Origin of the sequence: Burkholderia sp. BCC0322, from assembly GCF_902833045.1 — a bacterium.
Taxonomy (GTDB): Bacteria; Pseudomonadota; Gammaproteobacteria; order Burkholderiales; family Burkholderiaceae; genus Burkholderia.
Window position 1 is genome coordinate 272750 of record NZ_CADFDU010000008.1, and the last position, 24268, is coordinate 297017.

The window sequence follows — 24268 nt, forward strand, 5'->3', positions numbered from 1 at the left end:
ACGACGCTGCGCACCGGCCAGACGGCCTTGCATTCACCGCTTGCGTGCGACACAGATGACCGTCAGCCCGGCGACGCGGTTGAAACGGAACATCGGCAACTCGATCCGACAGATCGTCTTGAGCAGGCCGTTCACGAACGGATGGTGACGACGCAATTGCGACGCCGGCACGCGCGGTTGCCGACGCACGCGCTCGCCGAGCCGCAACGCTGCCGCGAGCGGAAACGTGAGGCCGAAATAATAGGCGCCGTGCTCGACGTCGAGCCCCGCGCGACGTACCACGTCCTCGAGACTGCCGAGCGTATATCGGCGCTTGTGCTCCAGAAAATCATCATGACCGCTCCAGAGGAACTGGAACGCGGGAACCGTGATCAGGAAGCGGCTGCCCGAAGGCGCATCCTTTACATACTGCGTGAGCAGACCGACGTCGTCGTCGACATGCTCGAGCACGTCCATCAGCAACACGAGATCGGCATCGAATCGATCAACGGATCGCCGAAAGTGGATGGGCTTGCCAGCCGCCTCGCCATCGGTATCGTCGGCGTAGCTCGTATCGACACACCAAGCTTCCGTCGCCTGCGTACGCTCCAGCAAGTGCTTCGAGAAGAAGCCGGAGCCTGCACCGACATCGAGTATCCGGTTCGCGCCTGGCGCCCCCAGGAACCGACGGATCGCACTCGCCTTCGACGCGTAGTACCAGTGATCGCCCACGCCTGCACCTAATACGTCGACTTCCTTGAGATCCATGACGCTTCCCCGTGATGGCTACCGTGCTTTGGTCGATACAGTCACTGCTGCCGATCTTACCTCGCCGCTGCCACCGATCCCACCTGCCCGAACGCGCAACCGACGGTGGCAACCCGCTTTCCAACCTAATCGAAAAGGACGATGGCCGGTTCGCCGCAAATCGCTACCGTGCGGTTACCCGGCGCGAGATCGATGCGCGCGGGTGAACCGTCCGACTGCATGCCGATCGACCCGGCCGCCCCGGCTTTGCCGCGTCGCGCGTGATACAGGAGGCGGTTTCTGTCACCACCGCAGTCGCGACCTCTTGTAACCGTCTTCGACACAGGGCATTGAATGCATCAGAAAAACGAAATTTCCCGTCGACATTTTCTCCGGCTGGGCGTCGGCACGATAGGCATGGCGCTGGGGAGCGCATCGCTTCTGTCGGCATGCGGAGGCGACTCGATTTCGGTCGCGCCCGTCACGACACCGCGGCTGAGTTCCGCATCGAATTTTCGCGATACGGCCGGGCCGGACGGCGCCGGCTACGCGACAACGAACGGCGCCAGGATGAAGAAAGGCGTGATCTATCGTTCATCCGCGCTCGCGTTGTCGGCCGCGGATGTCGCCACCGTCGGCACGCTCGGCGTCAGGCAGGTTTGCGACCTGCGCACGCCCGCCGAGATCAAGACGCAACCGGATGTGCCGCTGGCTGGCGCCACCTGGCAAAACCTCAACGTGCTCGGGGCCGCCAGCATCGATCCGATCCCGACCACCGGCGCCACCGCGACGGCTTTCATGTTGAGCATGTACCGCGCGTTCGTCACGTCGGACACCGCGCATGCCCGCTATCACGCGCTCTTCACCGGCTTCGCTGCCTCCGGCGAAAACCTGGTGTTCCACTGCACGGCCGGCAAGGATCGCACGGGCTGGGCAACCGCGATCCTGCATACGATCCTTGGCACATCCGAGCAGACGATACTCGCCGACTATCTGCTAACGAACGTCTATAGCGCATCGGAAATCGCCGCTTCGGTCGCCCAGGCGCAAAAAGCCGGCGGGCAAAATGCGGCAGACATGATGACCGCGCTGCAAGGCGCACACACCGACTATCTGCAGGCGGCATTCGATCAGGTCACCGCGTCGTACGGCTCGATGGCGTCGTATATCGCGAACGGCCTGCAACTCGACCAGGCGACGCTGAACGCAATCCGGCAGCGCATGCTGGTCTGATCACCCCGCAAGCCGCTGCGACGGGGCCGGACCGCATCCACGCCGCGACCGCTGCGACCGCGGCAACGCAAGCCCGACTAAACCCGCGCTGGCCGAGGCTGGAGGGGGTTTGCCCGGACCCAACAAGATCCGCCGGGGACCGGTCGTGTAAACCAAACGACCGTTTGATCCAGCCGTCCAACCACCTCGAATCCGTTGTCCCGCAGCCCGCCGGCCGGCCCCGTCCGGGCGCCCGTTGTTTGGTAACGCCGCTCTAGCGCGCTATGCCACACTGCACCGCATCGACGCTCGCGCCGTGCAGTGGCGCGCGCGGCCGTCGATCACGACAAGACATGGAGACAGACGATGCGGAATGCGGTCCGGCGCGGCCATCGCTCGCCTTTGGCAATTTTCGACTGGTTTTCCGGCCCGCCACGCGCGGCCCGCCCCATCTCGTCCAGGACATCCCGCGCGTTCGGCTGCGGCGTACTGGCGCTCGCCATGCTGTGTGCCGGTTGCGCGGAATCATCCGCGCAGCGCGACGGCAACACGTCGGCCGCGTCGACGAAGATCGAACGCACCAAGGCCGAACGCCTCGCCCGCGAGCAGCAGGTCGCACGCACCGTGCCGTCGCTCGCATCGATCAGCCTCACGCAATCGCGCCCGTTCACGCTGCGCGACTCGGGCCAGAACGGCGCGATGACGTTCCTGCGCGACGTCGATTTCCGTATCGTCAACAACCTCGGTTTCTTCATCCACCAGCTGTCAGCGACGCTCGTGCCGACGCAGGCCGGCGCGCCGATCGTATTCGACGATCCGACAAGTTTCGAGATCGACGTGCATGAAGGCACGGTCACGCTCGACAACGCGAAGCTGACCGCCCTCTTCAACACCTACATCTTCGGCTACCGCAACGCACCGCTGCGCAAGCTCGCCGTATCGGCCGGCGACGGCGTGATTCACCTGCAAGGCGAGATGCAGCGCGACGGCTGGGTGCCGTTCTCGCTGACGGGCACGCTCGCAATTCGCGACGGCAGCCAACTCGTGTTCCATCCAACGGGCGTGCACGTCTCCGGCATCAACGCGCAGCCCGTGATGCGCGCGGCCAACGTGAAGATGGCCGACCTGCTGAAAGTCCAGACGCCGATCGCGCAGCTCGCCGGCGACGATCTCGTGATGTCGGTCGACAAGCTGATGCCGCCGCCACGCCTGAAGCTCACGATCACCGCGTTGCGCGTGACGCCGGCCGGCCTCGACCTGAAGCTCGACGACGGCACGCACGCCGGCTTCGCGATGCCCGCGAACGCGCCGCAGCAGGCGATGGTCATTCGCGGCGGCGATGTGAAGTTCATGCGCTCGATGCCGATGAACGCGGACATCCTGATCCGCCCGGTCGATTCCACGAAGCCCGGCCAGACTTTCGTGTTCGACCTGTATCACTACCGCGACCAGGTATCGGCCGGCTACTTCAACTTCGACGAAAGCGGGGCGATGGCGATCCGGATGCCCTCGTATGCGGGCCCGGCCAGCGGCGCGCCGCTCGGCAACGCGGCCGCGCGCCTGAACGACAGCTTCCTCGCCGCGCAGCAGAATGCGCTGCGCGACATACGACAGCACTGGGAAGCCTATGCGCTCGCGGCAAACACCGCCTCCCCCCGCATGCAGAAGGTCGCGATGCGCCGCACGTCGACCACGCCGTTCAACGAACGGCACGTGTCGAACCGCAACCCGACGATCCACTTGCGCAACGTCGACTTCAACCTGTCCGGCGATATCGGCTTTCACGTCGAGGATCTCGACGTGGAACTCGTATCGAAGCGGCCCGGCGAGCCCGTCGATCTCGACGACCCGAACCAGTACGACATCCGCATTCTCGGCGGCACGGTCGTCGAGTCGTGGAAGGCAATGTCCGCGCTCTTCAACAACTATCTGCTCGACTACTCGCCGCGCTCGCTCAACGACTTGCAACTGAGCGCGGACGGCACGAACCTGCGTGTCCAGGGCGGCATCAAGCTGTGGAATCACGTGCCGGGCGTCTGGCTGCCGACCGACATGAAGGGCACGCTGTCCGTGCTCGACGATCGGCACCTCGCGTTCAAGCCGTCCCAGGTGTCGGTGCTCGGCATTCCGCAGGCGAAGCTGCTGCGTTCGCTCGGCATCGAGCTCGCTTCGCTGACACCGTTGCAGCGGCGCGGCGCGGAGCTACGCGGCGACACGCTCGTGCTCGACCAATACACTGTGTTCCCGCCACCCGTGCTGAACGGCAAGCTCGGACAGGCAACGGTCGAGCGCGACGGGCTGCGCCTCACGTTCAGGCGCATGGCAGGCGCGCCCGCGCCGCAACGGCCGCAGATCGATGCTCCGAGCTACATGTGGATGGAAGGCGGCGACATGAAGATGTTCAACGTGCTCGAACTGAACGTGCGCGCGCTGATCCGGAATTCGGCCGAGGCCGGCCCGATGCGTTTCGACCTGTACGACTACCGCAGCCAGGTCGCGCAAGGCTCGGTGCGGATGCTGCCGGACGGCACGCTGGTCGTCGACATGGGGCAGAAAAACCCGCTCGCATCACGCTGAAGCGCACACGACACGCATGAAAGAAGCCCGGTGGCACGTCGCCAACCGGGCTTTTCATTTCATCCTTCGCGCTCAGTCGTGCTTCAGTCCGTCGATCACGTCGAGCAGCGCCTGCCGCAATGCAATGACGTCGACGGTCGCGCCCGGCTTGCCCGGCGCGCGTGCATCGGTAGCCTGCGCTTCCGGCTCGACGGGAGTGGCCGCAGCCCGCTCGGCGGCCGGCGAATCGAGCCGGTTGCGCGCACCGTTGATCGTGAATCCCTGCTCGTACAGCAATTCGCGAATCCGCCGGATCAGCAGCACTTCGTGGTGCTGGTAGTACCGGCGATTGCCACGCCGCTTCACCGGCCGCAGTTGAGTAAATTCCTGTTCCCAATAACGCAGCACATGCGGCTTGACCCCGCACAGTTCGCTGACTTCACCGATCGTGAAATAGCGCTTCGCGGGAATCGGAGGCAAGACGACTTTCTCAACCGTAGTGGTCATCGTCGGTTAACCGTCGGTAAAGGGTGCGCGGCGGCCGCGCGGGGGCGTCAGCGCGCGGGCTTACTCCGCGCCGTTTTCGACCAGCGCCTTCAGCTTCTGGCTCGCGTGGAAGGTTACCACCCGGCGGGCCGCGATCGGAATCGCCTCGCCCGTCTTCGGATTGCGGCCCGGACGCTGCGGCTTGTCGCGCAACTGGAAATTGCCGAACCCCGACAGCTTGACGCTTTCGCCGTTTTCGAGCGCGTCGCGAATCACCTCGAAAAACGCCTCGACCATGTCCTTCGCTTCACGCTTGTTCAGCCCGACGCTGTCGAACAGCAGCTCCGCCAGTTCCGCCTTCGTCAGCGTGGGCGTCTCGGTGGACGCCGGCGCCGAAGCGTCGCGGTTCATGGCGCTGCGTTGCGCCGTCAGGAGGGCTTCGAATTCACTCGAGGTCATGTCGTTCATATCTGCCATACAGCGCGTTGAATCAAAACTTACGATGGGAAAAAGCCGCCCGCGAACGGGCGGGCCCTCTCCTTAGCCGCGCAGGCGCGCACCGGCGCGAGCCATCCGCTCGACCAGCGTCTGGATCGCCTGATCGACGACCTCATCCTGTAGCGTGCCAGCCGCGTCCTGCAACGTCACGCGGAAGGCAAGGCTCTTCTCGTGCGCGGCAAGACCACCGGAAGTATTTGATTTTGCACGAAATTCGTCGAAGAGTACAACCTTCTGAACGAATCGGCAGGCCTCTTCCGCAAGCGCCTTCTTCATTTCGTCGAAAAGTGCCTGAACCTCGACCGCCTGATCGACGACAACGGCGATATCGCGACGAACCGGCGGGAATTTCGACACGTCGGTCGGCGCGGGCAACGCACGCGCAATCAGCGCGTCCGCATCGATCTCGAACATCACCGGCGCTTGCGGCAGCTCGTATTTCTGCATCAGGCGCGGGTGCAGCTCGCCGATCCAGCCGACCGCGCGGCCGTCGACTTCGATCCGCGCGCTGCGGCCCGGATGGAGGGCCGGATGCTCCGCCTTCACGAAACGCGCGGCAGCGGGCGCGAGCAGCGCCTCGAGATCGCCCTTCACGTCGAAGAAATCGACCGCGCGGGTCGCTGCGCCCCACTGCTCATCGAGCGCCGGACCATAGGCAAGCGCACCGACGCGCTTCGGCTGCACATAACCTTCGACCGTCAGCTCACCGGCCTTCGCCGCCGCATCGGCGAGGAACACGCGGCCAGCCTCGAACACCCGCACGCGATCCGCGCGGCGGTTCAGGTTGTGGCGCAGCACGGAAATCAGGCTACCGAACAGCGTCGTACGCATCACCGACAGTTGGCTCGCGATCGGGTTCAGCAGCCGGATCGGGTTGTCGTTGCCGGCGAAATCGCGCTCCCACTCCGCATCGACGAAGCTGAAGTTGACGGTTTCCGCGTAGTCGCGCGCGGCGAGCGCGTGACGGATGTCGTGGATCGAGCGCCGCGTCTCGTTGGTCGCGCGCATTTCGCTCGTCGCGACCGGCGGACGCGCCGGGATCTTTTCGAAGCCGTAGATGCGCGCCACTTCCTCGATCAGGTCTTCCTCGATCTCGATGTCGAAGCGATGCGACGGCGGCATGACGAGGAACGCGTCGTCTTCACGCTCGAACGGCAGGCCGAGGCGCGTGAAGATGCTGGCGATCTCGTCGGCGCCGATCTGCACGCCGATGATGCGGTTCGCGCGCGATACGCGCATCTTCACCGGCGCACGCTGCGGCAGGTTCACGGACTGATCGTCGACCGGCCCGGCCTTGCCGCCGCAGATATCCAGAATCAGCTGCGTGATGCGCTCGACGTGCTCGACGGTCGTCGCGTAATCGACACCGCGCTCGAAGCGATGGGCCGCATCGGTCGAGAAGTTGTACTTGCGCGCCCGGCCGCGGATGCTGTCCGGCCACCAGAATGCGGCTTCCAGGTAGATGTTGGTCGTATCGAGCGTAACGGCCGTGCTGTCGCCACCCATGATGCCGGCCAGGCTTTCGACCTGGCGGTCGTCCGAAATCACGCCGACCGTTTCATCGAGTTCGACCGTGTTGCCGTTGAGCAGCTTCAGCGACTCGCCACGCTTGCCCCAGCGCACCTCGATGCCGCCGTGGATCTTGTCGAGATCGAACACGTGCGACGGACGGCCGAGCTCGAACATCACGTAGTTCGAGATGTCGACGAGCGCTGACACGCTGCGCTGGCCGGAACGCTCGAGGCGCTCGACCATCCACTGCGGAGTCTTCGCATGCGCGTTCACGCCGCGGATCACGCGCCCCGAGAAACGGCCGCACAGATCGGGGGCGGCAATGCGCACCGGCAGCGTCTCGTCGAGCTCGACGCGCACCGGGCGGATGTCGACCGGCGTCAGCGGCGCGCCGGTGATCGCGGCCGTCTCGCGTGCGATGCCGAACACGGACAGGCAGTCGGCCTTGTTCGGCGTCAGCTTGATTTCGAAGATCGTGTCGTCGAGATTGAGCGTCTCGCGGATGTCCTGGCCGACCGGCGTATCTTCCGGCAGCACCAGCAGGCCGCTGTGATCCTCGGACAGCTTCAGCTCGCGGGCCGAGCACAGCATTCCCTGGCTCTCCACGCCGCGCAGCTTCGACAGCTTGATCGCGAACGGTTTGCCGCCCTCTTCTGCCGGCGGCAGTTCCGCGCCGACCAGCGCGACCGGCACCTTGATGCCGGGCGCGACGTTCGGTGCGCCGCAGACGATATTCAGCGTCGCGCCAGTGCCGGCGTCGACCTGGCAGACATTGAGCTTGTCCGCATCCGGATGCTTGACGACTTCGAGCACGCGGCCGACGACGATCTTCGACGTCGGCGGCGCAGCCTTGCTCAGCGATTCGACTTCGAGCCCCGCCATCGTCAGCGCGTGCGACAGTTCGTCGGTCGTCAGCTGCGGGTCGACAAAGGTTCTCAACCAGGATTCAGGGAATTGCATGGATGTCTACGTTCGAAACAGGTTAGATCGACGCCCGGGCCCCGTCGGATCGGCCGTCGGGGCGTGTGCGGGCACAGGTCGGCGCGGCGCGCGGCGTTACGCGAACTGGCGCAGGAAACGCAGGTCGTTCTCGAAGAACAGCCGGAGATCCTGGACGCCGTAGCGCAACATCGTCAGGCGCTCGAGGCCACTGCCGAACGCAAAGCCGATGTAGCGCTCGGGATCGAGGCCCATGTTGCGAATCACGGTCGGATGCACCTGCCCCGAACCGGAGATCTCGAGCCACTTGCCGGCGTTCTTGCCTTGCTCGAACATCATGTCGATCTCGGCCGACGGTTCCGTGAACGGGAAATACGACGGACGGAAGCGCACGAGGATGTCGTCGCGCTCGAAGAATTTTTTCAGGAAGTCGGTATAGACGCCCTTGAGGTCGGCGAAGCTGATGTTTTCGTCGATCCACAGCCCCTCGACCTGATTGAACATCGGCGAGTGGGTCGCATCGCTGTCGACGCGATACGTGCGGCCCGGCGCGATCACCTTGATCGGCGGACGGTTCATGCGCGCGTAACGCACCTGCATCGGGCTCGTGTGCGTGCGTAGCAGCAGCTGGCGGCCGTCGGCATCCTTGCCTTCGACGTAGAAGGTGTCCTGCATCGAACGCGCCGGATGGTTCTCCGGGCTGTTCAGCGACGTGAAGTTGTACCAGTCGGTCTCGATTTCGGGGCCATCGGCCACATCGAAGCCGATCGAGCCGAAAATCTGTTCGACACGCTCCCACGTGCGCATCACGGGGTGCAGGCTGCCTGCTCCGGCGCCGCGGCCCGGCAACGTCACGTCGATCGCTTCGGCAGTGAGGCGCTGATTCAGCAGCGCGTCGGCCAGTGCCTGACGGCGTGCGGTCAGCGCGGCTTCAACCTGCTGCTTCGCGACGTTGATGCGTGCGCCTTCGGTCTTGCGTGCTTCGGGATCGAGCTTGCCGAGACCCTTCAGCAACTCGGTCAGCGCGCCCGACTTGCCGAGAAATCGTGCTTTCTCATTTTCGAGCGTGGTGATGTCGGCAGCCTGTTCGAAGGACTGCTGCGCGTCGGCGACAATCTGGTCCAGATCCATAGATCCCATCATTTCCAACGTCATTCGGTCTTGGCGAGCGAAATCGCCCACCAAACAAAAAAGGGGCTCGGAAGAGCCCCGTTTTCGCTGCAGCGGCCGAGACTACCGGAACATCGCTGCAACTAACCACGCAGTGCTAATTTCGCAATTAGGCTGCAACGGCGGCTTTCACCTGCTTGACGATCGCAGCAAAAGCAGCCTTGTCGAACACCGCCATATCGGCCAGCACCTTACGGTCGAGTTCGATCGACGCCTTCTTCAGGCCGTTGATGAACACGCTGTAGGTCATGTCGTGCTGGCGAACTGCCGCGTTGATACGCGTGATCCACAGTGCGCGGAACACACGCTTCTTGTTGCGGCGATCGCGGTACGCGTACTGACCAGCGCGCATCACCGCCTGCTTGGCGATGCGGTAGACGTTATTGCGGCGGCCGCGATAACCCTTGGCCAGGTTGATGATCTTCTTGTGGCGGGCCCGTGCGGTTACCCCACGTTTGACTCGAGGCATGTTTCTCTCCTTAGAGTATCAGTTAGGGGTTACGCGAACGGCAGCATCGCGCGGACGGAGTTCAGATCGGAATCATGAACTGCCGTTGCGCCGCGCAGGTGACGCTTGTTCTTCGTGGTTTTCTTGGTCAGGATGTGACGCTTGAAGGCTTGACCGCGCTTGACGGTACCGCCCGGCCGCACCACGAAGCGCTTTGCAGCACTCTTCTTGGTCTTCATCTTAGGCATGACGAACAACTCCAGTTTATTAGATGGCGATGGGTGTGCGGTTGGCTTGCGCCCTTGACCCGCCCTTCGAAACCCAGTCCACTTGTGTACGGCGAACCGCTTGCGCAGCCGCCGTCATTGTTGGCACGCCGCCCTGACGGGCGACGCGCCGAACCACTGCGAACCTGCGCGCGAAGCGCGCGGGCCCGTTACTTCTTTTTCTTCGGCGAGAGCACCATGATCATCTGGCGCCCTTCCATCTTCGGCATCTGCTCGACCTGGCCGACTTCCTCGAGATCCGTGCGCAGACGCTCAAGCATCCGCATACCGATTTCCTGGTGAGCCATTTCGCGGCCGCGGAAACGCAACGTGATCTTCGTCTTGTCGCCTTCTTCGAGGAAGCGCACGAGATTGCGGAGCTTGACGTTGTAGTCACCGTCATCGGTACCCGGGCGGAACTTGACTTCCTTGACCTGGATGACCTTCTGCTTCAGCTTCGCTTCGTGTTGCTTCTTCGATTCCTGGTACTTGAACTTGCCGTAATCCATCAGACGGCAAACCGGGGGAACCGCTTGCGGCGCGATTTCCACCAGGTCAACATCCAGTTCTTCCGATTTACGGAAAGCATCAGCGAGTTTTACGATACCGAGCGGCTCGTTCTCGATCCCGACCAGGCGCACTTCCGGCGCAGTGATTTCACCGTTGATGCGGTGCGACGACTTATCAGTAGCGATGTTACGTTTCCTCTAAAAATTAAAAAAACGAGCCGCGCTGCCAGGGCGGTTACTTGAACGACCGCAGGTCTTCCTGCAGACGCTCAACGAAGGCATCGACCGGCATCACGCCAAGATCGACGCCGCCACGGGCACGCACGGCTACCGTTTGCGCATCACGCTCCTTATCACCCACGACGAGGAGATAAGGCACCTTTTCCAGCGTGTGCTCGCGTATTTTATAGCTAATCTTCTCATTGCGCAAATCGGCCGTCACTCTAACCCCTTGTTTTTGCAACGATTGGGCCAGAGATTGCGCATATTCGGCCTGACTTTCGGCGATATTGAGCACAACTGCCTGGAACGGCGCGAGCCAGGCCGGCATCGCACCAGCGTGGTGCTCGATCAAAATGCCGAGGAAACGCTCCATCGAACCGACGATTGCACGGTGCAGCATCACCGGACGACGGCGGCTGCTGTCATCCGCGACATACTCGGCGCCGAGGCGCTCCGGCAGCACCATGTCGAGCTGCAGCGTGCCGCACTGCCACGAACGGCCGAGCGCATCCTTGATGTGATACTCGATCTTCGGGCCGTAGAACGCACCCTCACCCGGCAACTCCTCCCACGTGAGGCCGCAGGCCGTCAGCGCATCGCGCAGGCCCTGCTCGGCGCGATCCCAGGTTTCGTCCGTACCCGCGCGCTGCTCCGGGCGCAGCGACAGCTTGATGTCGATGTGATCGAAGCCGAAGTCCTTGTACACGCTCATTGCCAGCGTGTTGAACGCGATCGATTCCGAGATGAACTGGTCTTCCGTACAGAAGATGTGCGCATCGTCCTGCACGAAGCCGCGCACACGCATCAGACCATGCAGCGCGCCCGATGCCTCGTTGCGGTGGCACGAACCGAATTCCGCGTAACGCAGCGGCAGGTCGCGGTACGAACGCAGGCCGTGCTTGAACACCTGGACGTGGCCGGGGCAGTTCATCGGCTTGATCGCGTAATCGCGCTTCTCCGACTCCGTCGTGAACATGTTCTCGCGGTAGTTCTGCCAGTGGCCCGACGCCTCCCACAGCGAGCGGTCCATGATCATCGGCGTCTTGATCTCGAGGTACCCGGCTTCGCTCACGCGGCGGCGCATGTACTGCTCGACCTGCTGCCACAGCGCCCAGCCCTTCGGATGCCAGAACACCATCCCCGGCGACTCTTCCTGCATGTGGAACAGGTCGAGCTGCTTGCCGAGCTTGCGGTGGTCGCGCTTTTCAGCTTCCTCGAGCATGTGCAGGTACTGGTCCTGGTCTTCCTTCTTCGTCCAGGCCGTGCCATAGATGCGCTGCAACTGCTCGTTCTTCGAATCACCGCGCCAGTACGCGCCCGCGACCTTCATCAGCTTGAAGACTTTCAGCTTGCCGGTGGACGGCACGTGCGGACCACGGCACAGATCGGTAAAGCCGCCGTGCGAATACAGCTTGATTTCATCGCTTTGCGGAATCGATTCGATGATCTCGGCCTTGTACTTCTCGCCGATGCTGCGGAAGTAGCCCGCCGCCTCGTCGCGCGACACGACACGGCGCGTGACGGGCTCGTCCTTCTTCGCGAGTTCCTGCATGCGCTTTTCGATCTTTTCCAGATCTTCCGGCGTAAACGGGCGGTTGTACGAGAAGTCGTAATAGAAACCGTTGTCGATCACCGGGCCGATCGTCACCTGCGCGTCCGGATACAGTTCCTTCACCGCGTACGCGAGCAAGTGCGCCGTCGAGTGACGGATGATGTCGAGGCCGTCGGCGTCCTTGTCGGTCACGATCGCGAGCGACGCGTCGCGGTCGATCACGGCCGACGTATCGACGAGCTCGCCATCGAGCTTGCCACCAAGCGCAGCCTTCGCAAGGCCGGGACCGATCGAGGCTGCAACCTCGGCAACTGTCACCGGATGCTCGTATTGTCGAACTGAGCCGTCAGGCAAGCGTATCGAAACCATAGCAATCTCCGTGATGCCGACAGTGGGCGGCAGACCAGGTACGCGATTTAAAAATCACGCGGGAAAATTTCGCGACAAAAAAAATGCGGCCCCGCTTTCGAGGGGCCGCATTCGATACTTCACTCAAACTGAAAGGGCGAAAGGGTTCCTCGACTAGCGTCGCTCCGAAAAGGTTTCGGTCAACGTTCGCGGTGTCATAACCGTATTCGCCTTGTTCGCGTTGAGTTATTTACTGCATCGAACACCCGGATACCGGACATTCTCAATTCGTTGGTAGGCTCGATTGGACTCGAACCAACGACCCCCACCATGTCAAGGTGGTGCTCTAACCAGCTGAGCTACGAGCCTAGTGAAGCTAAGATTATATGGAGCCGTTACCCGCTTGGCAAGTATTTTTATGCAGCCGCAGCAAAATAACGGTGTTCGAACCCCACATCATGCCTTCCGTCCGGCCCGCACGACGCCCTGCACCTCGCCGAGCAGCGTACATGCGCGCTGCACCTGCGCCGAGTTCGACACCTCGACCGTGAACTGCATGAATGCCGCATTGCGGCGGCTCTGCGTCTTCACGCCCACGACGTTCATCTTCTCGCGTGCGAACACTTCGGAGATGTCGCGCAGCAACCCTTGCCGGTCGCTCGCCTCGATCATCAGGTCGACCGGATAGACGGACGCGCCGCGCCCGCCCAGCACGTCGGCCGACCAGGTCGTCTGCAGCACGCGCTCCGGCGCGCGCTCGACCATCCGGCGGAAGGTCGGGCAATCGGTGCGATGGATCGACATCCCCTTGCCGCGCGTGACGAAACCACTGATCGGATCGGGCGGCGCCGGACGGCAGCAGCGCGCGAGCTGGGTCAGCAGCGCGTCGACACCCACGACCAGCACGCCGGTCGACGCGCCGTGCGCCACGCTCGCGCCGCTGCTGCGTTTCTCGAAATCGGCAGGCGCCTCGGGCGCCGGTTCGGGTGGCGGCGCATCGGACAGCGCGTGCTCGACATTGCGCAGGCTGAACTCTTCCTTGCCGACGACCGAGAACAGCTCCTCGGGCGACTTGAAGCCGAGCTTCGCGGCGAGGTTGTCCAGGTTGACCGACGTCTTGCCCTCGCGTTGCAGCGTCTTTTCGACGAGCGCGCGGCCGTGCGAGACGTTTTCTTCCTGCTCGATCGAGTTGAACCACGCCCGCACCTTCTGACGCGCGCGCGAGCTCTTCAAATAGCCGAGCTGCAGGTTCAGCCAGTCGCGCGACGGCCCGCCCTCCTTCACCGCGACGATCTCGACCGTCTGGCCATTCGCGAGCGGCGTGTTGAGCGGCACCATCGCGCCGTCGACACGCGCGCCACGACAGCGATGGCCAAGTTCGCTGTGCAGGTGGTACGCGAAATCGACCGGCGTCGCGCCCTGCGGCAACGCAATCACGCGCGCCTGCGGCGTCAGCACGTAGATGTGGTCGTCGTCGAGCGACGTCTCGCGCAATTGCGCCCACGCCTCGTCGCCCGACTTTTCCGCGCCGTCCTCGACGTCATCCTTCCATGCGAGCAGCTGGCGCAGCCATGCAATCTTCTCGTCGTACTTGTCGCTCGCCGAGAACTGACCTCCATAGCCGCGCGCGCCGGCTTCCTTGTAGCGCCAGTGCGCGGCGACGCCGTACTCGGCGAAACGGTGCATCTCCTGCGTGCGGATCTGCACTTCGAATGCGCGGCCGTCGTCGCCGATCACCACCGTATGCAGCGACTTGTAGCCGTTCGGCTTCGGTCGCGAGATGTAGTCGTCGAATTCCTTCGGCACCGGCTGCCACAGGTGATGCACGATGCCGAGCACCGCGTAGCAATCCTTGATGTCCGGCACGATCACGCGAAATGCGCGCACGTCGTACAACTCGGAAAAATCGAGCTCCTTGCCGCGCATCTTGCGCCAGATGCTGTAGATATGCTTCGGCCGGCCGCTCACCTCGGCCTGGATGTTCGCGTCCGCCAGCTCGTGCTGCAGCCGCGCGATCGCCTGCGTGACGTACGCCTCGCGCTCGATGCGCTTCTCGTCGAGCAGCTTCGCGATCCGTTTGTAGGTCACGGGATCCTCAAAGCGGAACGCGAGATCCTCGAGCTCCCACTTCAGCTGCCAGATACCGAGCCGGTTCGCGAGCGGGGCATAAATCTCGAGCGTCTCGCGCGCAACGTCGGGCGGCGGGTCGATCTTCGCGGCCGCGTAGTAGCGCAACGACTGCAACCGCGACGCGAGCCGGATCAGCACCACGCGGATGTCCTGCGCGAAGGCGAGCAGCATCTTGCGCAGCGCCTCGATCTGCGTGCGCCGCTCTTCCGCCGCGTCGCGCCCGGAGTCGGGTTTCGCGTTCTGCGCGGCGCGCAGGCTGACGGTGCCGAGCCTCAGCAGCTTGCGCACGTCGGACACGAGCCGCGCCACTTCGTCGCCGAAACGCTCGGTCAGCTCGCGCTCGGGATCGCTCAGGTGCGGCGTCAGCACGAACAGCGCGGCGGCCTGCATCGCGGACGGATCGACGTTCAGCGTGCGCATGATCGCCGCCGTGCCTGCCGAGTGATCGGCGAGCAATTCGCCGGACGACAGGCGCGCGTCGCCGGCCCGCTCGCGCACGAACGCGAGCACGTCGTCGAACGACGGCGCCGCGACGGGAGAGGCGGAAACGGATCCGGTCATTGCACGGCCTGGCGGAATACGGTCATCGTCGGATAACGCTCAGCTCCGTTGCGCGGCGACGACGACGATCTCGACGAGCAGTGCCGGATCCGCGAGCTTCGCCTCGACGGTTGCGCGCGGCGGCGTGTTGCCCTGTGCGACCCATGCGTCCCACTCCGCATTCATGCCTTCGAAGTTCGCCAGATCCGAGATGTAGATCTGCACCGACAGCAGATGCGCCTTGTCGCTGCCCGCTTCGGCGAGCAGGCGGTCGATGTGGCCGAGCACTTCGCGCGTCTGGCCCCTGATGTCCTGCGTGGTGTCTTCGGCGATCTGGCCGGCCAGATACACGGTACCGTTGTGGATCGCGGTTTCGGAGAGTCGGGCCCCGACGTGGTGACGAATGACTGCCATGAAATGTTCCGGTCGTGATTGGGTAAGGAATCGGGCGGCAACACGGCCCGCGTGCCGCCGAACCGCATATTATGACGCGTTTATGCGCCACCTTCGACGAAAAACCGCCGCGCGAGCGCAATCTGATCGGCGCTGACGAACGCCGGCGCGTGGCCCGCACCCGGAATCTCGACGTGCGTCACACGCCGGCCGCGACGTACCATTTCGGCCGCCGTCTCGCGCGACAGCAAATCGGACGTCTCGCCGCGCACGACCAGCAGCGACGCGTCCGTCGTCTCGATCGCGCGCCATAGCGCGGCCTCGCCGAGTGCGGCCAGTTCAGGCGTCGTCGCCTTGAACGGCTCGGCGATGCGCGGATCGTAGCGCATCGTCCAGCCGCCTTCGGGCAATTCTTGCAGCAATGGCCCGTTGATCTCGCGCCACTCGTCGGCGCTCAGCGCGCCGAACGGCAGCGACAGCGACTTCAGATAGTCGATCCCCTCCTGCTCCGTCGCAAACCGCGGCTGTACGCCGAGGTATTCGCCGATGCGCGTGAGCGAATCGGGTTCGATACGCGGACCAACGTCGTTGACGATCATCCGGCGCAGCGGCGAACCGGGCAGCCCCGCGAGCGCCAAGCCGATCAGGCCGCCCATCGACGTGCCGAACCAGTCGACCGATTCGACGTCGAGCCGTGCGATCAGCGTCACCATGTCGGCCACGTACTGCGGAATCGCATAGAGCCGCGGATCGGACAGCCGGTCCGACCGGCCACGCCCGACGACATCGGGACAGACGACGCGATACGTATCGGACAGCGCGGAGGCGAGCCTGTCGAAATCGCGCCCGGAGCGGGTCAGGCCGTGCACGCAGACAAGCACACGCGGATTCGCGGGATCGCCCCATTCGGTATAGGCGACGTGGTGAAGACCGGCCGCACTCGCACACTGCACGCGTCGCTGGCGGGGAACCGGGGAATTCGCTGGAGTCGTTGGCATCGTTGGCATCCTGTCGAACGGGGGCGACGCACGGGACAACGCTTGCGGCGCCTGATGCAAACGATTGTAAACCGCTTCGGAATGACGAGGCGCCACGCGCCCGGCCCGTCGCCAGGGACGGGTTCAGTCTTCGCGGCCCCACGCATCCCGCAATTGCTCGCGCAGGAAATCGACGAATGACCGCACCCGCAACGGCACGTGACGGCCGCTCGGATAGACGGCATGCAGCGGTGCCGCGCACGCCTCGAAAGCCGGCAGCACGCGCACAAGCCGACCGGCATCGAGATCTGCGCCGACATCCCAGATCGACTTCAATGCAATGCCCGCCCCCTCGAGCGCCAGCGTGCGCGCCGCGCCGCCGTCGTTCGTCAGCAGCGCGGCCGTCACCTCGACCGCCACGCCGCCCTGGGCGCCGTCGAACCGCCATTCGGCACGCGGCTGATCCCCCATCACGATGCATCGATGCGCGCGGAGCTCCGCCGGATGGGCAGGCAACCCGTGCGCAGCCACATAGCCCGGCGACGCACACAGCACGCGATGATTCGGCGCCAGTTCGCGCGCGATCATCGTCGAATCGGCAAGATTGCCGATCCGCACGGCGACGTCGATGTCCGATGCGAGCAGATCGACAACCGTATCGGTCAGCATCAACTGCACGGTCAATTGCGGATGGCGTTGCTGAAATGCCGCCACGAGCGGCGCGATCCGCAGGCGGCCGAGCTCGCCGGGCGCCGTCACGCGCAGTACGCCGCTGACCGTGCCGCGGCGATCGCGCATCAGCGTTTCGGCACGATCGACCTCGGCCAGGATGCGCAGCACCTGTGCGTGAAACTGGGCACCGTCGTCGGTGAGCGTTTGCTGCCGCGTCGTCCGGTGCAGCAGGCGCACGCCGAGCCGCGACTCGAGATGCGCGAGGCGCTTGCTGACGACGGATAACGACAGGTCGAGCTCGCGCGCCGCCGCCGACAGACTGCCGGTCGACACGATCCTCGCGAAGGTATCGAGCGCCGGGAAATCGTCGATCAGCATCATGGAACCCGCCTCATCCCAACCTTTCTTTTTTTCGAATAATCCATTCGCCGTTTGCCCGTATTTGCATGCGAAATGGAAACCTACCATACCTGTTCCGCGTCGTCGCATGACGCTCTTCACAGGACCTCCGAAACCATGTCGATCCGCCTTCGTTCAGCCACCCGCTCCCTCGCGCGCGCATGCGCGGCGGCCGCTTGCGTCGTTACGCTATGGCCCGCCGCCGCCCGTGCCGCCGATCTCGTCGCGCCGCACAGCCTGACCGTCGCGGCGGATTTGCCGGCGGCGCAGGCCCGGGCGCAAATTCTGGCCGCACGCCGCTACGGCACCTTCTGGAATACCGGCGACCCCGCCCTCGCCCGCGCGGCGCTCGCCGCCGGCTTCATCGACCGAACGCTGCCGCCCGGCCGCGAACAAGGCGTACCTGGGCCGCTCGCGGCCTCCGGCACGATGCGCGGCGCGATCCCGGATCTGCGCTGCGAGATCGAACAGATGATCGTCGCGGGCGATCGTGTCGTCGCGCACCTGCATTTTCGCGGGCATTTCACCGGCGCTTTCAACGGAACGGCCGGGCGCGGACAGGCAATCGACTTCATCGCGACCGATATCTACCGGATCGACCACGGCCGGATCGCGGAAAACTGGCACATCGAGGACAACCTGACGCTGATGCGTCAGCTTGGGCTCGTCGGCTGACGGAGGAGACGATGACTCAAGGTCACGACTATCCCGCGACGCCGCTGCCGCGCCGCACGTTCCTGGCCCAGGCCGGCGCCGGGCTCGCGGCTGGCGTCGCCGCGGCCGCAGGCGCCTCCCTGCCGGCAACCGCCGCATCGATGCCGGCACCCTCGGCACCGGGCGCCACGCCGTTCTGGCCGGACGGCGCACGCATCGTGATCTCGATCTCGATGCAGTTCGAGGCGGGCGGACAACCGCCTACCGGCGCGGACAGCCCGTTTCCGGCCGCCGCATTCCCGCCGTCGGTGCCGGTCGATCTCGCGTCGGCCACCTGGTTCGCGTATGGCTACCGGGAAGGGATTCCCCGCCTTCTCGATCTCTGGGACCGACACGGCGTGAAGGTCACGTCGCACATGATCGGGGAAGCCGCGCGCCGCCACCCCGAACTGGCGCGCGAAATCGTGTCGCGCGGCCATGAAGCCGCCGCGCACGGCCCGACGTGGCGCGCGCAATTCGCGATGAGCCGCGACGACGAGCGCCGCTTCCTGGCCGAAGCACGCGACATGGTCGAAGCGGCGACTGGCCAGCGGCCGACCGGGTACAACTGCAACTGGCTGCGGCGCGGACCGCATACGCTGTCGCTGCTGCAGGAACTCGGCTACGCGTATCACATCGACGACGTCAGTCGCGACGAACCGTTCATCGAGACCGTCGGCGGTCGCGATTTCGTGGTGGTCCCGTACACGCTGCGCAACAACGACATCCTGCTGATCGAAGGTCGCAACTACTCGCCGACGATGTTCCTCGAGCAGATCAAGCTCGATTTCGACCAGTTGTACGCGGAAGCCGGGCAGCGGCGCAGACTGATGTCGATCAGTGCGCACGACCGGATCAGCGGCACCCCGCAGATGGTTCGCGCGTGGGACGCCTTCCTGCACTACGCCCGATCACACCCGGGTGTCGCTTTCATGCGCAAGGACGACATTGCGCGCTTCGCGCTGCAGAGTCCGTCGACGCTGCGCGAGACCGAAACGATCTGACCGGATTCCGTTCAACTCGTCACCCAGGAAAGACCTTCATGAATGATGTGCTCCACGGGAAGAAAGTACTCGTCGTCGGCGGAAGCTCCGGCATCGGCGCCGCTGCCGCGACAGCCTTCGCGCGACGCGGCGCGCGCCTGACAATCGCTTCGCGCCATCCAGGCAGGTTCGACATCGACACCATGCCAGGCGCGCACGTGCGGACCGAAACGCTCGACATCACGGATACGGCGGATGTCGATGAATTCTGCGCGCGCGCCGGCCAGTTCGACCACGTCGTGATTTCGGCCGCGAATACAGCCACGGGCCCCGTCCGTGCATTGCCGCTTGCCGACGCGCAAGCGGCGATGGACAGCAAGTTCTGGGGCGCATACCGCATCGCCCGCGCAATCGATATCGCGCCCGGCGGTTCGCTGACGTTCGTGTCGGGCTACCTCAGTGTGCGGCCGAACGCGTCGTCGGTCCTGCAAGGCGCGATCAATGCGGCGCTCGAGGCGCTCGCTCGCGGCCTGGCACTCGAGCTGGCGCCGGTTCGCGTGAATACCGTGTCGCCGGGCCTGATCGCAACGCCGCTGTGGGACAAGCTCGCGCCCGACGCACGCGACGCGATGTACGCCGGCGCCGCACAGCGGCTTCCGGCACGCAGAGTCGGCCATCCGGAGGATGTCGCGAATGCGATCCTGTATCTCGCGGCGACGCCTTATGCCACCGGCTCGACGGTACTGATCGACGGCGGCGGCGCGATCGCGTGACGCATGCATTCACGACAAAACGCCCCGCGTTCCGTCAGGCGCGCGGGGCGTCGAGAATGACGCAACAAGGTGACGCTCAGGCCACCGCGCTGACGTCGAGCGGTGCGCCCGTCTTCGCCTGGATCTCGTCGGCGCTCACACCGTCGGCGAGCTCGAGGACCTTCAGCCCGGCCGGGGTGACTTCGATCACGCCGAGATCGGTGATGATCAGGTCGACCACGCCGACACCCGTCAGCGGCAGGTTGCATTCGTCGAGGATCTTGTGCTGATCGCCCTTCGCGACGTGCTCCATCAGCACGACGACGCGCTTCACGCCGGCGACGAGATCCATCGCGCCGCCCATCCCCTTGATCATCTTGCCCGGGATCATCCAGTTCGCGAGATCGCCCTGCTTGCTGACCTGCATCGCGCCGAGGATCGCGAGGTTGATATGGCCGCCGCGAATCATCGCGAACGAATCGGCCGACGAGAAGATCGACGAGCCCGGCAGCGTCGTGACGGTCTGCTTGCCGGCGTTGATGAGATCGGCGTCGACTTCGTCCTCGGTCGGCGACGGGCCGATGCCGAGCAGGCCGTTCTCCGACTGCAGCCACACCTCGACGCCTTCCGGCACGTGGTTCGCAACGAGCGTCGGCAGGCCGATGCCGAGGTTCACGTAGAAGCCGTCCTGCAGTTCCTTCGCCGCGCGCGCGGCCATCTGGTCACGATTCCAGGCCATGTCAGTCTCCTTTCGCGCGTACGACGCGTTGTTCGATGCGTTTTTCGGGCGTCGCGTTCAGCACGATGCGCTGCACGAAAATCCCCGGCGTGTGGATGTGGTCCGGATCGAGCTCGCCGTTCTCGACGATCTCCTCGACCTCAGCGACGGTGATCTTGCCGGCCATCGCACACATCGGGTTGAAGTTGCGCGCGGTGCGGCGAAAAATCAGGTTGCCGGACTTGTCGGCCTTCCAGGCCTTCACGAGCGCGACATCGGCCGTCAGCGACGGCTCGAGCACGTAGTGGCGATCGCCGAACTGGCGCGTTTCCTTGCCCTCCGCGATCACGGTGCCGTAGCCCGTGTTCGTGAAGAACGCCGGAATGCCCGCACCGCCCGCCCGCAGCTTTTCGGCGAGCGTGCCTTGCGGCGTGAATTCGAGCTCGAGTTCACCGGCCAGATACTGGCGTTCGAACTCCTTGTTCTCGCCGACGTACGACGAGATCATTTTCTTGATCTGGCGCGTTTCCAGCAGCAGGCCGAGGCCGAAACCGTCGACGCCCGCGTTGTTGCTGATGCAGGTGATGCCCTTGACGGCCGAATCGCGCAACGCCGCGATCAGCGCCTCCGGAATCCCGCACAGGCCGAAGCCGCCCACCGCGAAGGTCTGTCCGTCGTGGACGATCCCTTCCAGCGCGGCAGCCGCGCTTGGATAGACTTTGTTCATCTGTTGTCCCTTCCTCTATGGAAACCAGCAAAACCGGTTCACGCGCCCACCTGGCCCGCAAGCCCGCCGCATCATTCTATGCATGCACGGCGATGCCTGCGTCGAGGCACGCTGTTTTTATGTCGCAGCCACCACGAGATGCGTGAAAGGGTACGATGCGGCGCGGATGCGGCACAATACGCAAAAATACATAAGCGTTTGCCTCCGCTTGCCTGCGCCATGCCCGCTCTCGATTACCAGACCGCCTTCCACCTCGCGCCGCTCGGCCTCGTCCTGTCGCGCGACCGCGTGATCGAGGACTGCAACGACGCGCTCGCGTCGATCTTCCGCTGCGTGCGGGCCGACCTCATCGGAAAATCGTACGAGGTGCTCTACCCGTCGACGGACGAATTCCAGCGAATCGGCGAACGGATCTCGCGCGTGATGGCCGCGAACGGCATCTACTCGGATGACAGAATCATGAAACGGGCGGACGGCGAACTGTTCTGGTGCCACGTCACCGGCCGCGCGATCGACCGCACCGCGCCGCTTGCGGCGGGCGTGTGGACCTTCGAGGATTTGAGTGCGACGCGCCGGGTCGCCGTCGAACTGACCCCGCGCGAGCGCGAGATCGCCGCGCAACTCGCGACCGGCAAGACCAGCAAACAGATCGGGCGCGTGCTCGACATCAGTTCGCGTACGGTCGATATCTACCGCGCACGGCTGATGCGCAAATACGGAACCAACAATACCCCGGAGCTGCTGCAGCGCCTGCTCGGGCAGTGAATGGCGGCTCCCTGATGACAATCGGCCGCACATGGCGGCCGATTCGGGAAACAGCAGATATGGCGTGCCACCGGCGACCTTGTGCCGGCCCGGCCGCGCCGCGTCGACGCTCAGCCGATCTTCGCCGCGAGCGCGCGCTCGATCGTGTCGCGCAGCAACTGAGGCAGCGGCACCGACTTGCCGAGCGCGTAGTCGACCCACACGCAGCGCGCGTTGCCGCGCGCATAGACGTGCTGCGGATCGTCGGCGCGCGTCAGCTCGAAACCCGTGTCGAAGCTGCTACGGCCGGGCTTCGCAGCCGACATCCTCGCGATCACGTCACCCGGGTAGTGCAGCTGCTTGAGGAACTCCATCGACGCCGTGACGATGACGGGCCCCTGCCCCTCGCCGTTGCCGCCGGCGATACCGAGTTCCTCGAACCACGAGATCCGCGCCTGTTCCATGTAGCGGAAATAGACCGTGTTGTTCACATGGCCGAACGCGTCCATGTCGCCCCAGCGGATCGGCATCGACATCTCAAAAACGGGGGAATAGTCACTCATTGCAGTCTTCTGTGTTGCTGAATGTCATCCGCTCAGGCGAGGCCGAAGCCGTCGTCGGCGGAGATAATCGAGCCATTGATGAACTGCGACTCGTCGGCCGCGAGCAGCAACAACAGCCCGTCGAGATCCTGAGGCTTGCCGACGCGCCGGCGCGGCAGCATCGACTGCAGCTTCTGGCCCTGCTCGGTTTCCCACAGGTAATGATTGATTTCGGTATCGATATAGCCCGGACATATCGCATTGACGTTGATCCCGTGACGCCCCCACTCGAGCGCCATCGCACGCGTCATCTGCACGACCGCCGCCTTGCTCATCGCGTACAGGCCGATCTGCGGAAACACGCGCAGCCCGGCCACCGACGCGATGTTGATGATCCGGCACGGCGGCTTGCCGTTGCCGCTTCCGTTCGCGCGCATGATCATCCGCTTCGCGACCTCCTGCGCGACGAAAAATGCGCCGCGCGTGTTGGTGTCGAATACGAACTCGAAATCGGCCGGCGTCACGTCGACGAGCTTCTGCATCGTCGAGACGCCCGAATTGTTCACGAGGATGTCGATCGTACCGGCTTCCGTCTCCGCGTGCGCGACCGCCGCCTTGATGCTCTGGACGTCGGTGACGTCGAGCGACACGACATGCGCGGCACCGCCCGCCGCCTCGATCTCGGCACGCAGCTCCTTCAGGCGCTCGACGCGACGGCTCGCAAGCACGACCTTCGCACCGGCCTGCGACAGCACTTGCGCAAAACGCTGCCCGAGGCCGCTCGACGCACCCGTGACCAGCGCAACCTTGCCTTCCAGATTGATCGACCGACCCATTTGCACTTCCCCTTTCGATGTCGTTTCGCCGCCACGGGCAGTACGGCCCGAACGGCATTACCCTAGCACAAAAATAGAACGATCGTGCTAATCTAGCCGCATGCTGTTGCGGCAAGCGTTTCGTTTCGCAGACAATACGCTCCCGAATAAAAGCATTCTAACGGTTAGAGGAACGCCAATGACCCCCGCAAGCCTCATCGAGCAGTACGGCCCGCGCGAATCGATGGAATACGACGTCGTGATCGTCGGCGGCGGCCCCGCCGGGCTGTCGGCGGCGATCCGGCTCAAGCAGCTGGCCGCCGAGAAAGGCACCGAGATCGGCGTGTGCGTGCTCGAGAAGGGTTCCGAGATCGGCGCGCACATCCTGTCGGGCGCGGTGATGGACCCGCGCGCGATCACCGAACTGTTCCCCGACTGGAAGGAACGCGGCGCGCCGCTCGACGTCGAGGTGACGGAAGACCGCTTCCTGTTCCTGTCCGAGAAAAGCGCGGTCACCACGCCCAACTGGGCGCTGCCCGCCAACTTCCAGAACCACGGCAACTACGTGATTTCGCTGGGCAACGTCACGCGCTGGCTGGGAGCGCAGGCCGAGGCGCTGGGCGTCGAGATCTTCCCCGGCTTCCCGGCCGCGGAGATTCTCTATAACGACGACGGCTCCGTGAAGGGCGTCGCGACCGGCAACATGGGCGTGGGCAAGGACGGCGAGCCGACCGAGAAC

Annotated in this window: 24 protein-coding genes and 1 tRNA gene; 7 read left to right on the forward strand and 18 right to left on the reverse strand. The window is 64.5% G+C overall.

Annotation, left to right across the window (positions count from 1 at the left end; translation table 11 throughout):
• Nucleotides 1-33 precede the first annotated feature (33 nt).
• Nucleotides 34-747 (reverse strand): methyltransferase domain-containing protein, encoded by a 714-nt coding sequence (locus tag HWX39_RS23255; protein WP_175970156.1) that lies wholly within the window; start codon nucleotides 745-747, stop codon nucleotides 34-36.
• Nucleotides 748-1143: 396 nt separating this feature from the next.
• On the opposite strand from HWX39_RS23255, the gene HWX39_RS23260 reads away from it, so the two are divergent.
• Both HWX39_RS23260 and HWX39_RS23265 read left to right on the forward strand, forming a co-directional pair.
• Nucleotides 1144-1959 carry a tyrosine-protein phosphatase gene (locus HWX39_RS23260; protein ID WP_244135077.1) on the forward strand — a complete coding sequence of 272 codons (816 nt, stop codon included), beginning with the start codon at nucleotides 1144-1146 and terminating at the stop codon, nucleotides 1957-1959.
• Between the two features lie 345 nt (nucleotides 1960-2304).
• Nucleotides 2305-4515: a hypothetical protein gene (locus HWX39_RS23265; RefSeq protein ID WP_175970158.1), complete on the forward strand. Its 2211-nt coding sequence runs from the start codon at nucleotides 2305-2307 to the stop codon at nucleotides 4513-4515.
• A 72-nt stretch (nucleotides 4516-4587) separates the two neighbouring features.
• On the opposite strand, the gene HWX39_RS23270 is transcribed toward HWX39_RS23265, so the two are convergent.
• From HWX39_RS23270 to HWX39_RS23330, 13 genes are all read right to left on the reverse strand, one after another.
• Nucleotides 4588-5001 (reverse strand): MerR family transcriptional regulator, encoded by a 414-nt coding sequence (locus HWX39_RS23270; protein ID WP_175970159.1) that lies wholly within the window; start codon nucleotides 4999-5001, stop codon nucleotides 4588-4590.
• Nucleotides 5002-5061: 60 nt separating this feature from the next.
• Nucleotides 5062-5448 carry an integration host factor subunit alpha gene (locus HWX39_RS23275; RefSeq protein ID WP_006486093.1) on the reverse strand — a complete coding sequence of 129 codons (387 nt, stop codon included), beginning with the start codon at nucleotides 5446-5448 and terminating at the stop codon, nucleotides 5062-5064.
• Nucleotides 5449-5520: 72 nt separating this feature from the next.
• Nucleotides 5521-7950, reverse strand: a complete 2430-nt coding sequence (pheT, locus tag HWX39_RS23280; RefSeq protein WP_175970160.1) for a phenylalanine--tRNA ligase subunit beta — start codon at nucleotides 7948-7950, stop codon at nucleotides 5521-5523.
• Nucleotides 7951-8046: 96 nt separating this feature from the next.
• Nucleotides 8047-9060, reverse strand: coding sequence for a phenylalanine--tRNA ligase subunit alpha (pheS, locus tag HWX39_RS23285; protein WP_006486107.1), 1014 nt, complete (start codon nucleotides 9058-9060; stop codon nucleotides 8047-8049).
• A gap of 148 nt (nucleotides 9061-9208) precedes the next feature.
• On the reverse strand, nucleotides 9209-9568 hold the full coding sequence (rplT, locus tag HWX39_RS23290) for a 50S ribosomal protein L20 (RefSeq protein ID WP_004192938.1): 360 nt from the start codon (nucleotides 9566-9568) through the stop codon (nucleotides 9209-9211).
• A gap of 29 nt (nucleotides 9569-9597) precedes the next feature.
• A complete protein-coding gene (gene rpmI, locus HWX39_RS23295) occupies nucleotides 9598-9795 on the reverse strand; it encodes a 50S ribosomal protein L35 (protein WP_004191477.1) in 198 nt (65 codons plus the stop codon).
• Between the two features lie 188 nt (nucleotides 9796-9983).
• On the reverse strand, nucleotides 9984-10508 hold the full coding sequence (gene infC / locus HWX39_RS23300; protein WP_071734130.1) for a translation initiation factor IF-3: 525 nt from the start codon (nucleotides 10506-10508) through the stop codon (nucleotides 9984-9986).
• 49 nt (nucleotides 10509-10557) lie between these two features.
• Nucleotides 10558-12465 carry a threonine--tRNA ligase gene (thrS, locus tag HWX39_RS23305; RefSeq protein ID WP_175970161.1) on the reverse strand — a complete coding sequence of 636 codons (1908 nt, stop codon included), beginning with the start codon at nucleotides 12463-12465 and terminating at the stop codon, nucleotides 10558-10560.
• Between the two features lie 271 nt (nucleotides 12466-12736).
• Nucleotides 12737-12813: transfer RNA gene (locus HWX39_RS23310), tRNA-Val, on the reverse strand.
• 87 nt (nucleotides 12814-12900) lie between these two features.
• On the reverse strand, nucleotides 12901-15135 hold the full coding sequence (locus HWX39_RS23315) for a bifunctional (p)ppGpp synthetase/guanosine-3',5'-bis(diphosphate) 3'-pyrophosphohydrolase (RefSeq protein ID WP_175970162.1): 2235 nt from the start codon (nucleotides 15133-15135) through the stop codon (nucleotides 12901-12903).
• A gap of 39 nt (nucleotides 15136-15174) precedes the next feature.
• Nucleotides 15175-15528, reverse strand: a complete 354-nt coding sequence (locus tag HWX39_RS23320) for a RidA family protein (protein WP_175952967.1) — start codon at nucleotides 15526-15528, stop codon at nucleotides 15175-15177.
• A gap of 80 nt (nucleotides 15529-15608) precedes the next feature.
• Nucleotides 15609-16505, reverse strand: a complete 897-nt coding sequence (locus HWX39_RS23325) for an alpha/beta hydrolase (RefSeq protein WP_175970163.1) — start codon at nucleotides 16503-16505, stop codon at nucleotides 15609-15611.
• 123 nt (nucleotides 16506-16628) lie between these two features.
• Entirely contained in the window at nucleotides 16629-17534 is a 906-nt protein-coding gene (locus HWX39_RS23330) for a LysR family transcriptional regulator (protein ID WP_175970183.1), read from the reverse strand.
• Nucleotides 17535-17672: 138 nt separating this feature from the next.
• Between HWX39_RS23330 and HWX39_RS23335 the strand changes: the two genes are divergently transcribed.
• From HWX39_RS23335 to HWX39_RS23345, 3 genes are read left to right on the forward strand one after another with little or no spacing between them, the layout of a single operon-like run.
• Nucleotides 17673-18230, forward strand: coding sequence for an ester cyclase (locus tag HWX39_RS23335; protein ID WP_175970184.1), 558 nt, complete (start codon nucleotides 17673-17675; stop codon nucleotides 18228-18230).
• A gap of 11 nt (nucleotides 18231-18241) precedes the next feature.
• Entirely contained in the window at nucleotides 18242-19252 is a 1011-nt protein-coding gene (locus HWX39_RS23340; protein ID WP_175970164.1) for a polysaccharide deacetylase family protein, read from the forward strand.
• 38 nt (nucleotides 19253-19290) lie between these two features.
• Nucleotides 19291-20004 (forward strand): SDR family oxidoreductase, encoded by a 714-nt coding sequence (locus HWX39_RS23345; RefSeq protein ID WP_175970165.1) that lies wholly within the window; start codon nucleotides 19291-19293, stop codon nucleotides 20002-20004.
• A 76-nt stretch (nucleotides 20005-20080) separates the two neighbouring features.
• Here the strand turns inward: HWX39_RS23345 and HWX39_RS23350 are convergent, their stop codons facing one another.
• Complete coding sequence (locus HWX39_RS23350) at nucleotides 20081-20722, reverse strand: CoA transferase subunit B (protein WP_047900502.1); 642 nt, start codon at nucleotides 20720-20722, stop codon at nucleotides 20081-20083.
• A gap of 1 nt (nucleotide 20723) precedes the next feature.
• A complete protein-coding gene (locus HWX39_RS23355) occupies nucleotides 20724-21428 on the reverse strand; it encodes a CoA transferase subunit A (protein ID WP_175952969.1) in 705 nt (234 codons plus the stop codon).
• Between the two features lie 219 nt (nucleotides 21429-21647).
• Between HWX39_RS23355 and HWX39_RS23360 the strand changes: the two genes are divergently transcribed.
• Entirely contained in the window at nucleotides 21648-22193 is a 546-nt protein-coding gene (locus tag HWX39_RS23360; RefSeq protein WP_175970185.1) for a LuxR C-terminal-related transcriptional regulator, read from the forward strand.
• A 110-nt stretch (nucleotides 22194-22303) separates the two neighbouring features.
• Here HWX39_RS23360 and HWX39_RS23365 read toward each other — a convergent pair whose 3' ends face one another.
• Nucleotides 22304-22735, reverse strand: coding sequence for a thioesterase family protein (locus tag HWX39_RS23365; RefSeq protein ID WP_175970166.1), 432 nt, complete (start codon nucleotides 22733-22735; stop codon nucleotides 22304-22306).
• A 32-nt stretch (nucleotides 22736-22767) separates the two neighbouring features.
• The gene (locus HWX39_RS23370; protein ID WP_011351770.1) at nucleotides 22768-23550 is read right to left on the reverse strand and encodes an SDR family oxidoreductase; all 783 of its coding nucleotides are present in this window, start codon (nucleotides 23548-23550) and stop codon (nucleotides 22768-22770) included.
• Between the two features lie 178 nt (nucleotides 23551-23728).
• Here HWX39_RS23370 and HWX39_RS23375 point away from each other — a divergent pair.
• Nucleotides 23729-24268, forward strand: a 540-nt coding sequence (locus HWX39_RS23375) for an NAD(P)/FAD-dependent oxidoreductase (RefSeq protein WP_175970167.1), incomplete at its 3' end; no start/stop codon positions are given.

Excerpts from the sequence above, each read along its gene's own strand:
- HWX39_RS23255 (WP_175970156.1), bottom strand. The coding sequence starts at position 747 with ATGGATCTCAAGGAAGTCGACGTATTAGGTGCAGGCGTGGGCGATCAC.
- HWX39_RS23260 (WP_244135077.1), top strand. The coding sequence starts at position 1,144 with ATGGCGCTGGGGAGCGCATCGCTTCTGTCGGCATGCGGAGGCGACTCG.
- HWX39_RS23265 (WP_175970158.1), top strand. The coding sequence starts at position 2,305 with ATGCGGAATGCGGTCCGGCGCGGCCATCGCTCGCCTTTGGCAATTTTC.
- HWX39_RS23270 (WP_175970159.1), bottom strand. The coding sequence starts at position 5,001 with ATGACCACTACGGTTGAGAAAGTCGTCTTGCCTCCGATTCCCGCGAAG.
- HWX39_RS23275 (WP_006486093.1), bottom strand. The coding sequence starts at position 5,448 with ATGAACGACATGACCTCGAGTGAATTCGAAGCCCTCCTGACGGCGCAA.
- pheT (WP_175970160.1), bottom strand. The coding sequence starts at position 7,950 with ATGCAATTCCCTGAATCCTGGTTGAGAACCTTTGTCGACCCGCAGCTG.
- pheS (WP_006486107.1), bottom strand. The coding sequence starts at position 9,060 with ATGGATCTGGACCAGATTGTCGCCGACGCGCAGCAGTCCTTCGAACAG.
- rplT (WP_004192938.1), bottom strand. The coding sequence starts at position 9,568 with ATGCCTCGAGTCAAACGTGGGGTAACCGCACGGGCCCGCCACAAGAAG.
- rpmI (WP_004191477.1), bottom strand. The coding sequence starts at position 9,795 with ATGCCTAAGATGAAGACCAAGAAGAGTGCTGCAAAGCGCTTCGTGGTG.
- thrS (WP_175970161.1), bottom strand. The coding sequence starts at position 12,465 with ATGGTTTCGATACGCTTGCCTGACGGCTCAGTTCGACAATACGAGCAT.
- HWX39_RS23315 (WP_175970162.1), bottom strand. The coding sequence starts at position 15,135 with ATGACCGGATCCGTTTCCGCCTCTCCCGTCGCGGCGCCGTCGTTCGAC.
- HWX39_RS23320 (WP_175952967.1), bottom strand. The coding sequence starts at position 15,528 with ATGGCAGTCATTCGTCACCACGTCGGGGCCCGACTCTCCGAAACCGCG.
- HWX39_RS23325 (WP_175970163.1), bottom strand. The coding sequence starts at position 16,505 with ATGCCAACGACTCCAGCGAATTCCCCGGTTCCCCGCCAGCGACGCGTG.
- HWX39_RS23330 (WP_175970183.1), bottom strand. The coding sequence starts at position 17,534 with ATGCTGATCGACGATTTCCCGGCGCTCGATACCTTCGCGAGGATCGTG.
- HWX39_RS23335 (WP_175970184.1), top strand. The coding sequence starts at position 17,673 with ATGTCGATCCGCCTTCGTTCAGCCACCCGCTCCCTCGCGCGCGCATGC.
- HWX39_RS23340 (WP_175970164.1), top strand. The coding sequence starts at position 18,242 with ATGACTCAAGGTCACGACTATCCCGCGACGCCGCTGCCGCGCCGCACG.
- HWX39_RS23345 (WP_175970165.1), top strand. The coding sequence starts at position 19,291 with ATGAATGATGTGCTCCACGGGAAGAAAGTACTCGTCGTCGGCGGAAGC.
- HWX39_RS23350 (WP_047900502.1), bottom strand. The coding sequence starts at position 20,722 with ATGGCCTGGAATCGTGACCAGATGGCCGCGCGCGCGGCGAAGGAACTG.
- HWX39_RS23355 (WP_175952969.1), bottom strand. The coding sequence starts at position 21,428 with ATGAACAAAGTCTATCCAAGCGCGGCTGCCGCGCTGGAAGGGATCGTC.
- HWX39_RS23360 (WP_175970185.1), top strand. The coding sequence starts at position 21,648 with ATGCCCGCTCTCGATTACCAGACCGCCTTCCACCTCGCGCCGCTCGGC.
- HWX39_RS23365 (WP_175970166.1), bottom strand. The coding sequence starts at position 22,735 with ATGAGTGACTATTCCCCCGTTTTTGAGATGTCGATGCCGATCCGCTGG.
- HWX39_RS23370 (WP_011351770.1), bottom strand. The coding sequence starts at position 23,550 with ATGGGTCGGTCGATCAATCTGGAAGGCAAGGTTGCGCTGGTCACGGGT.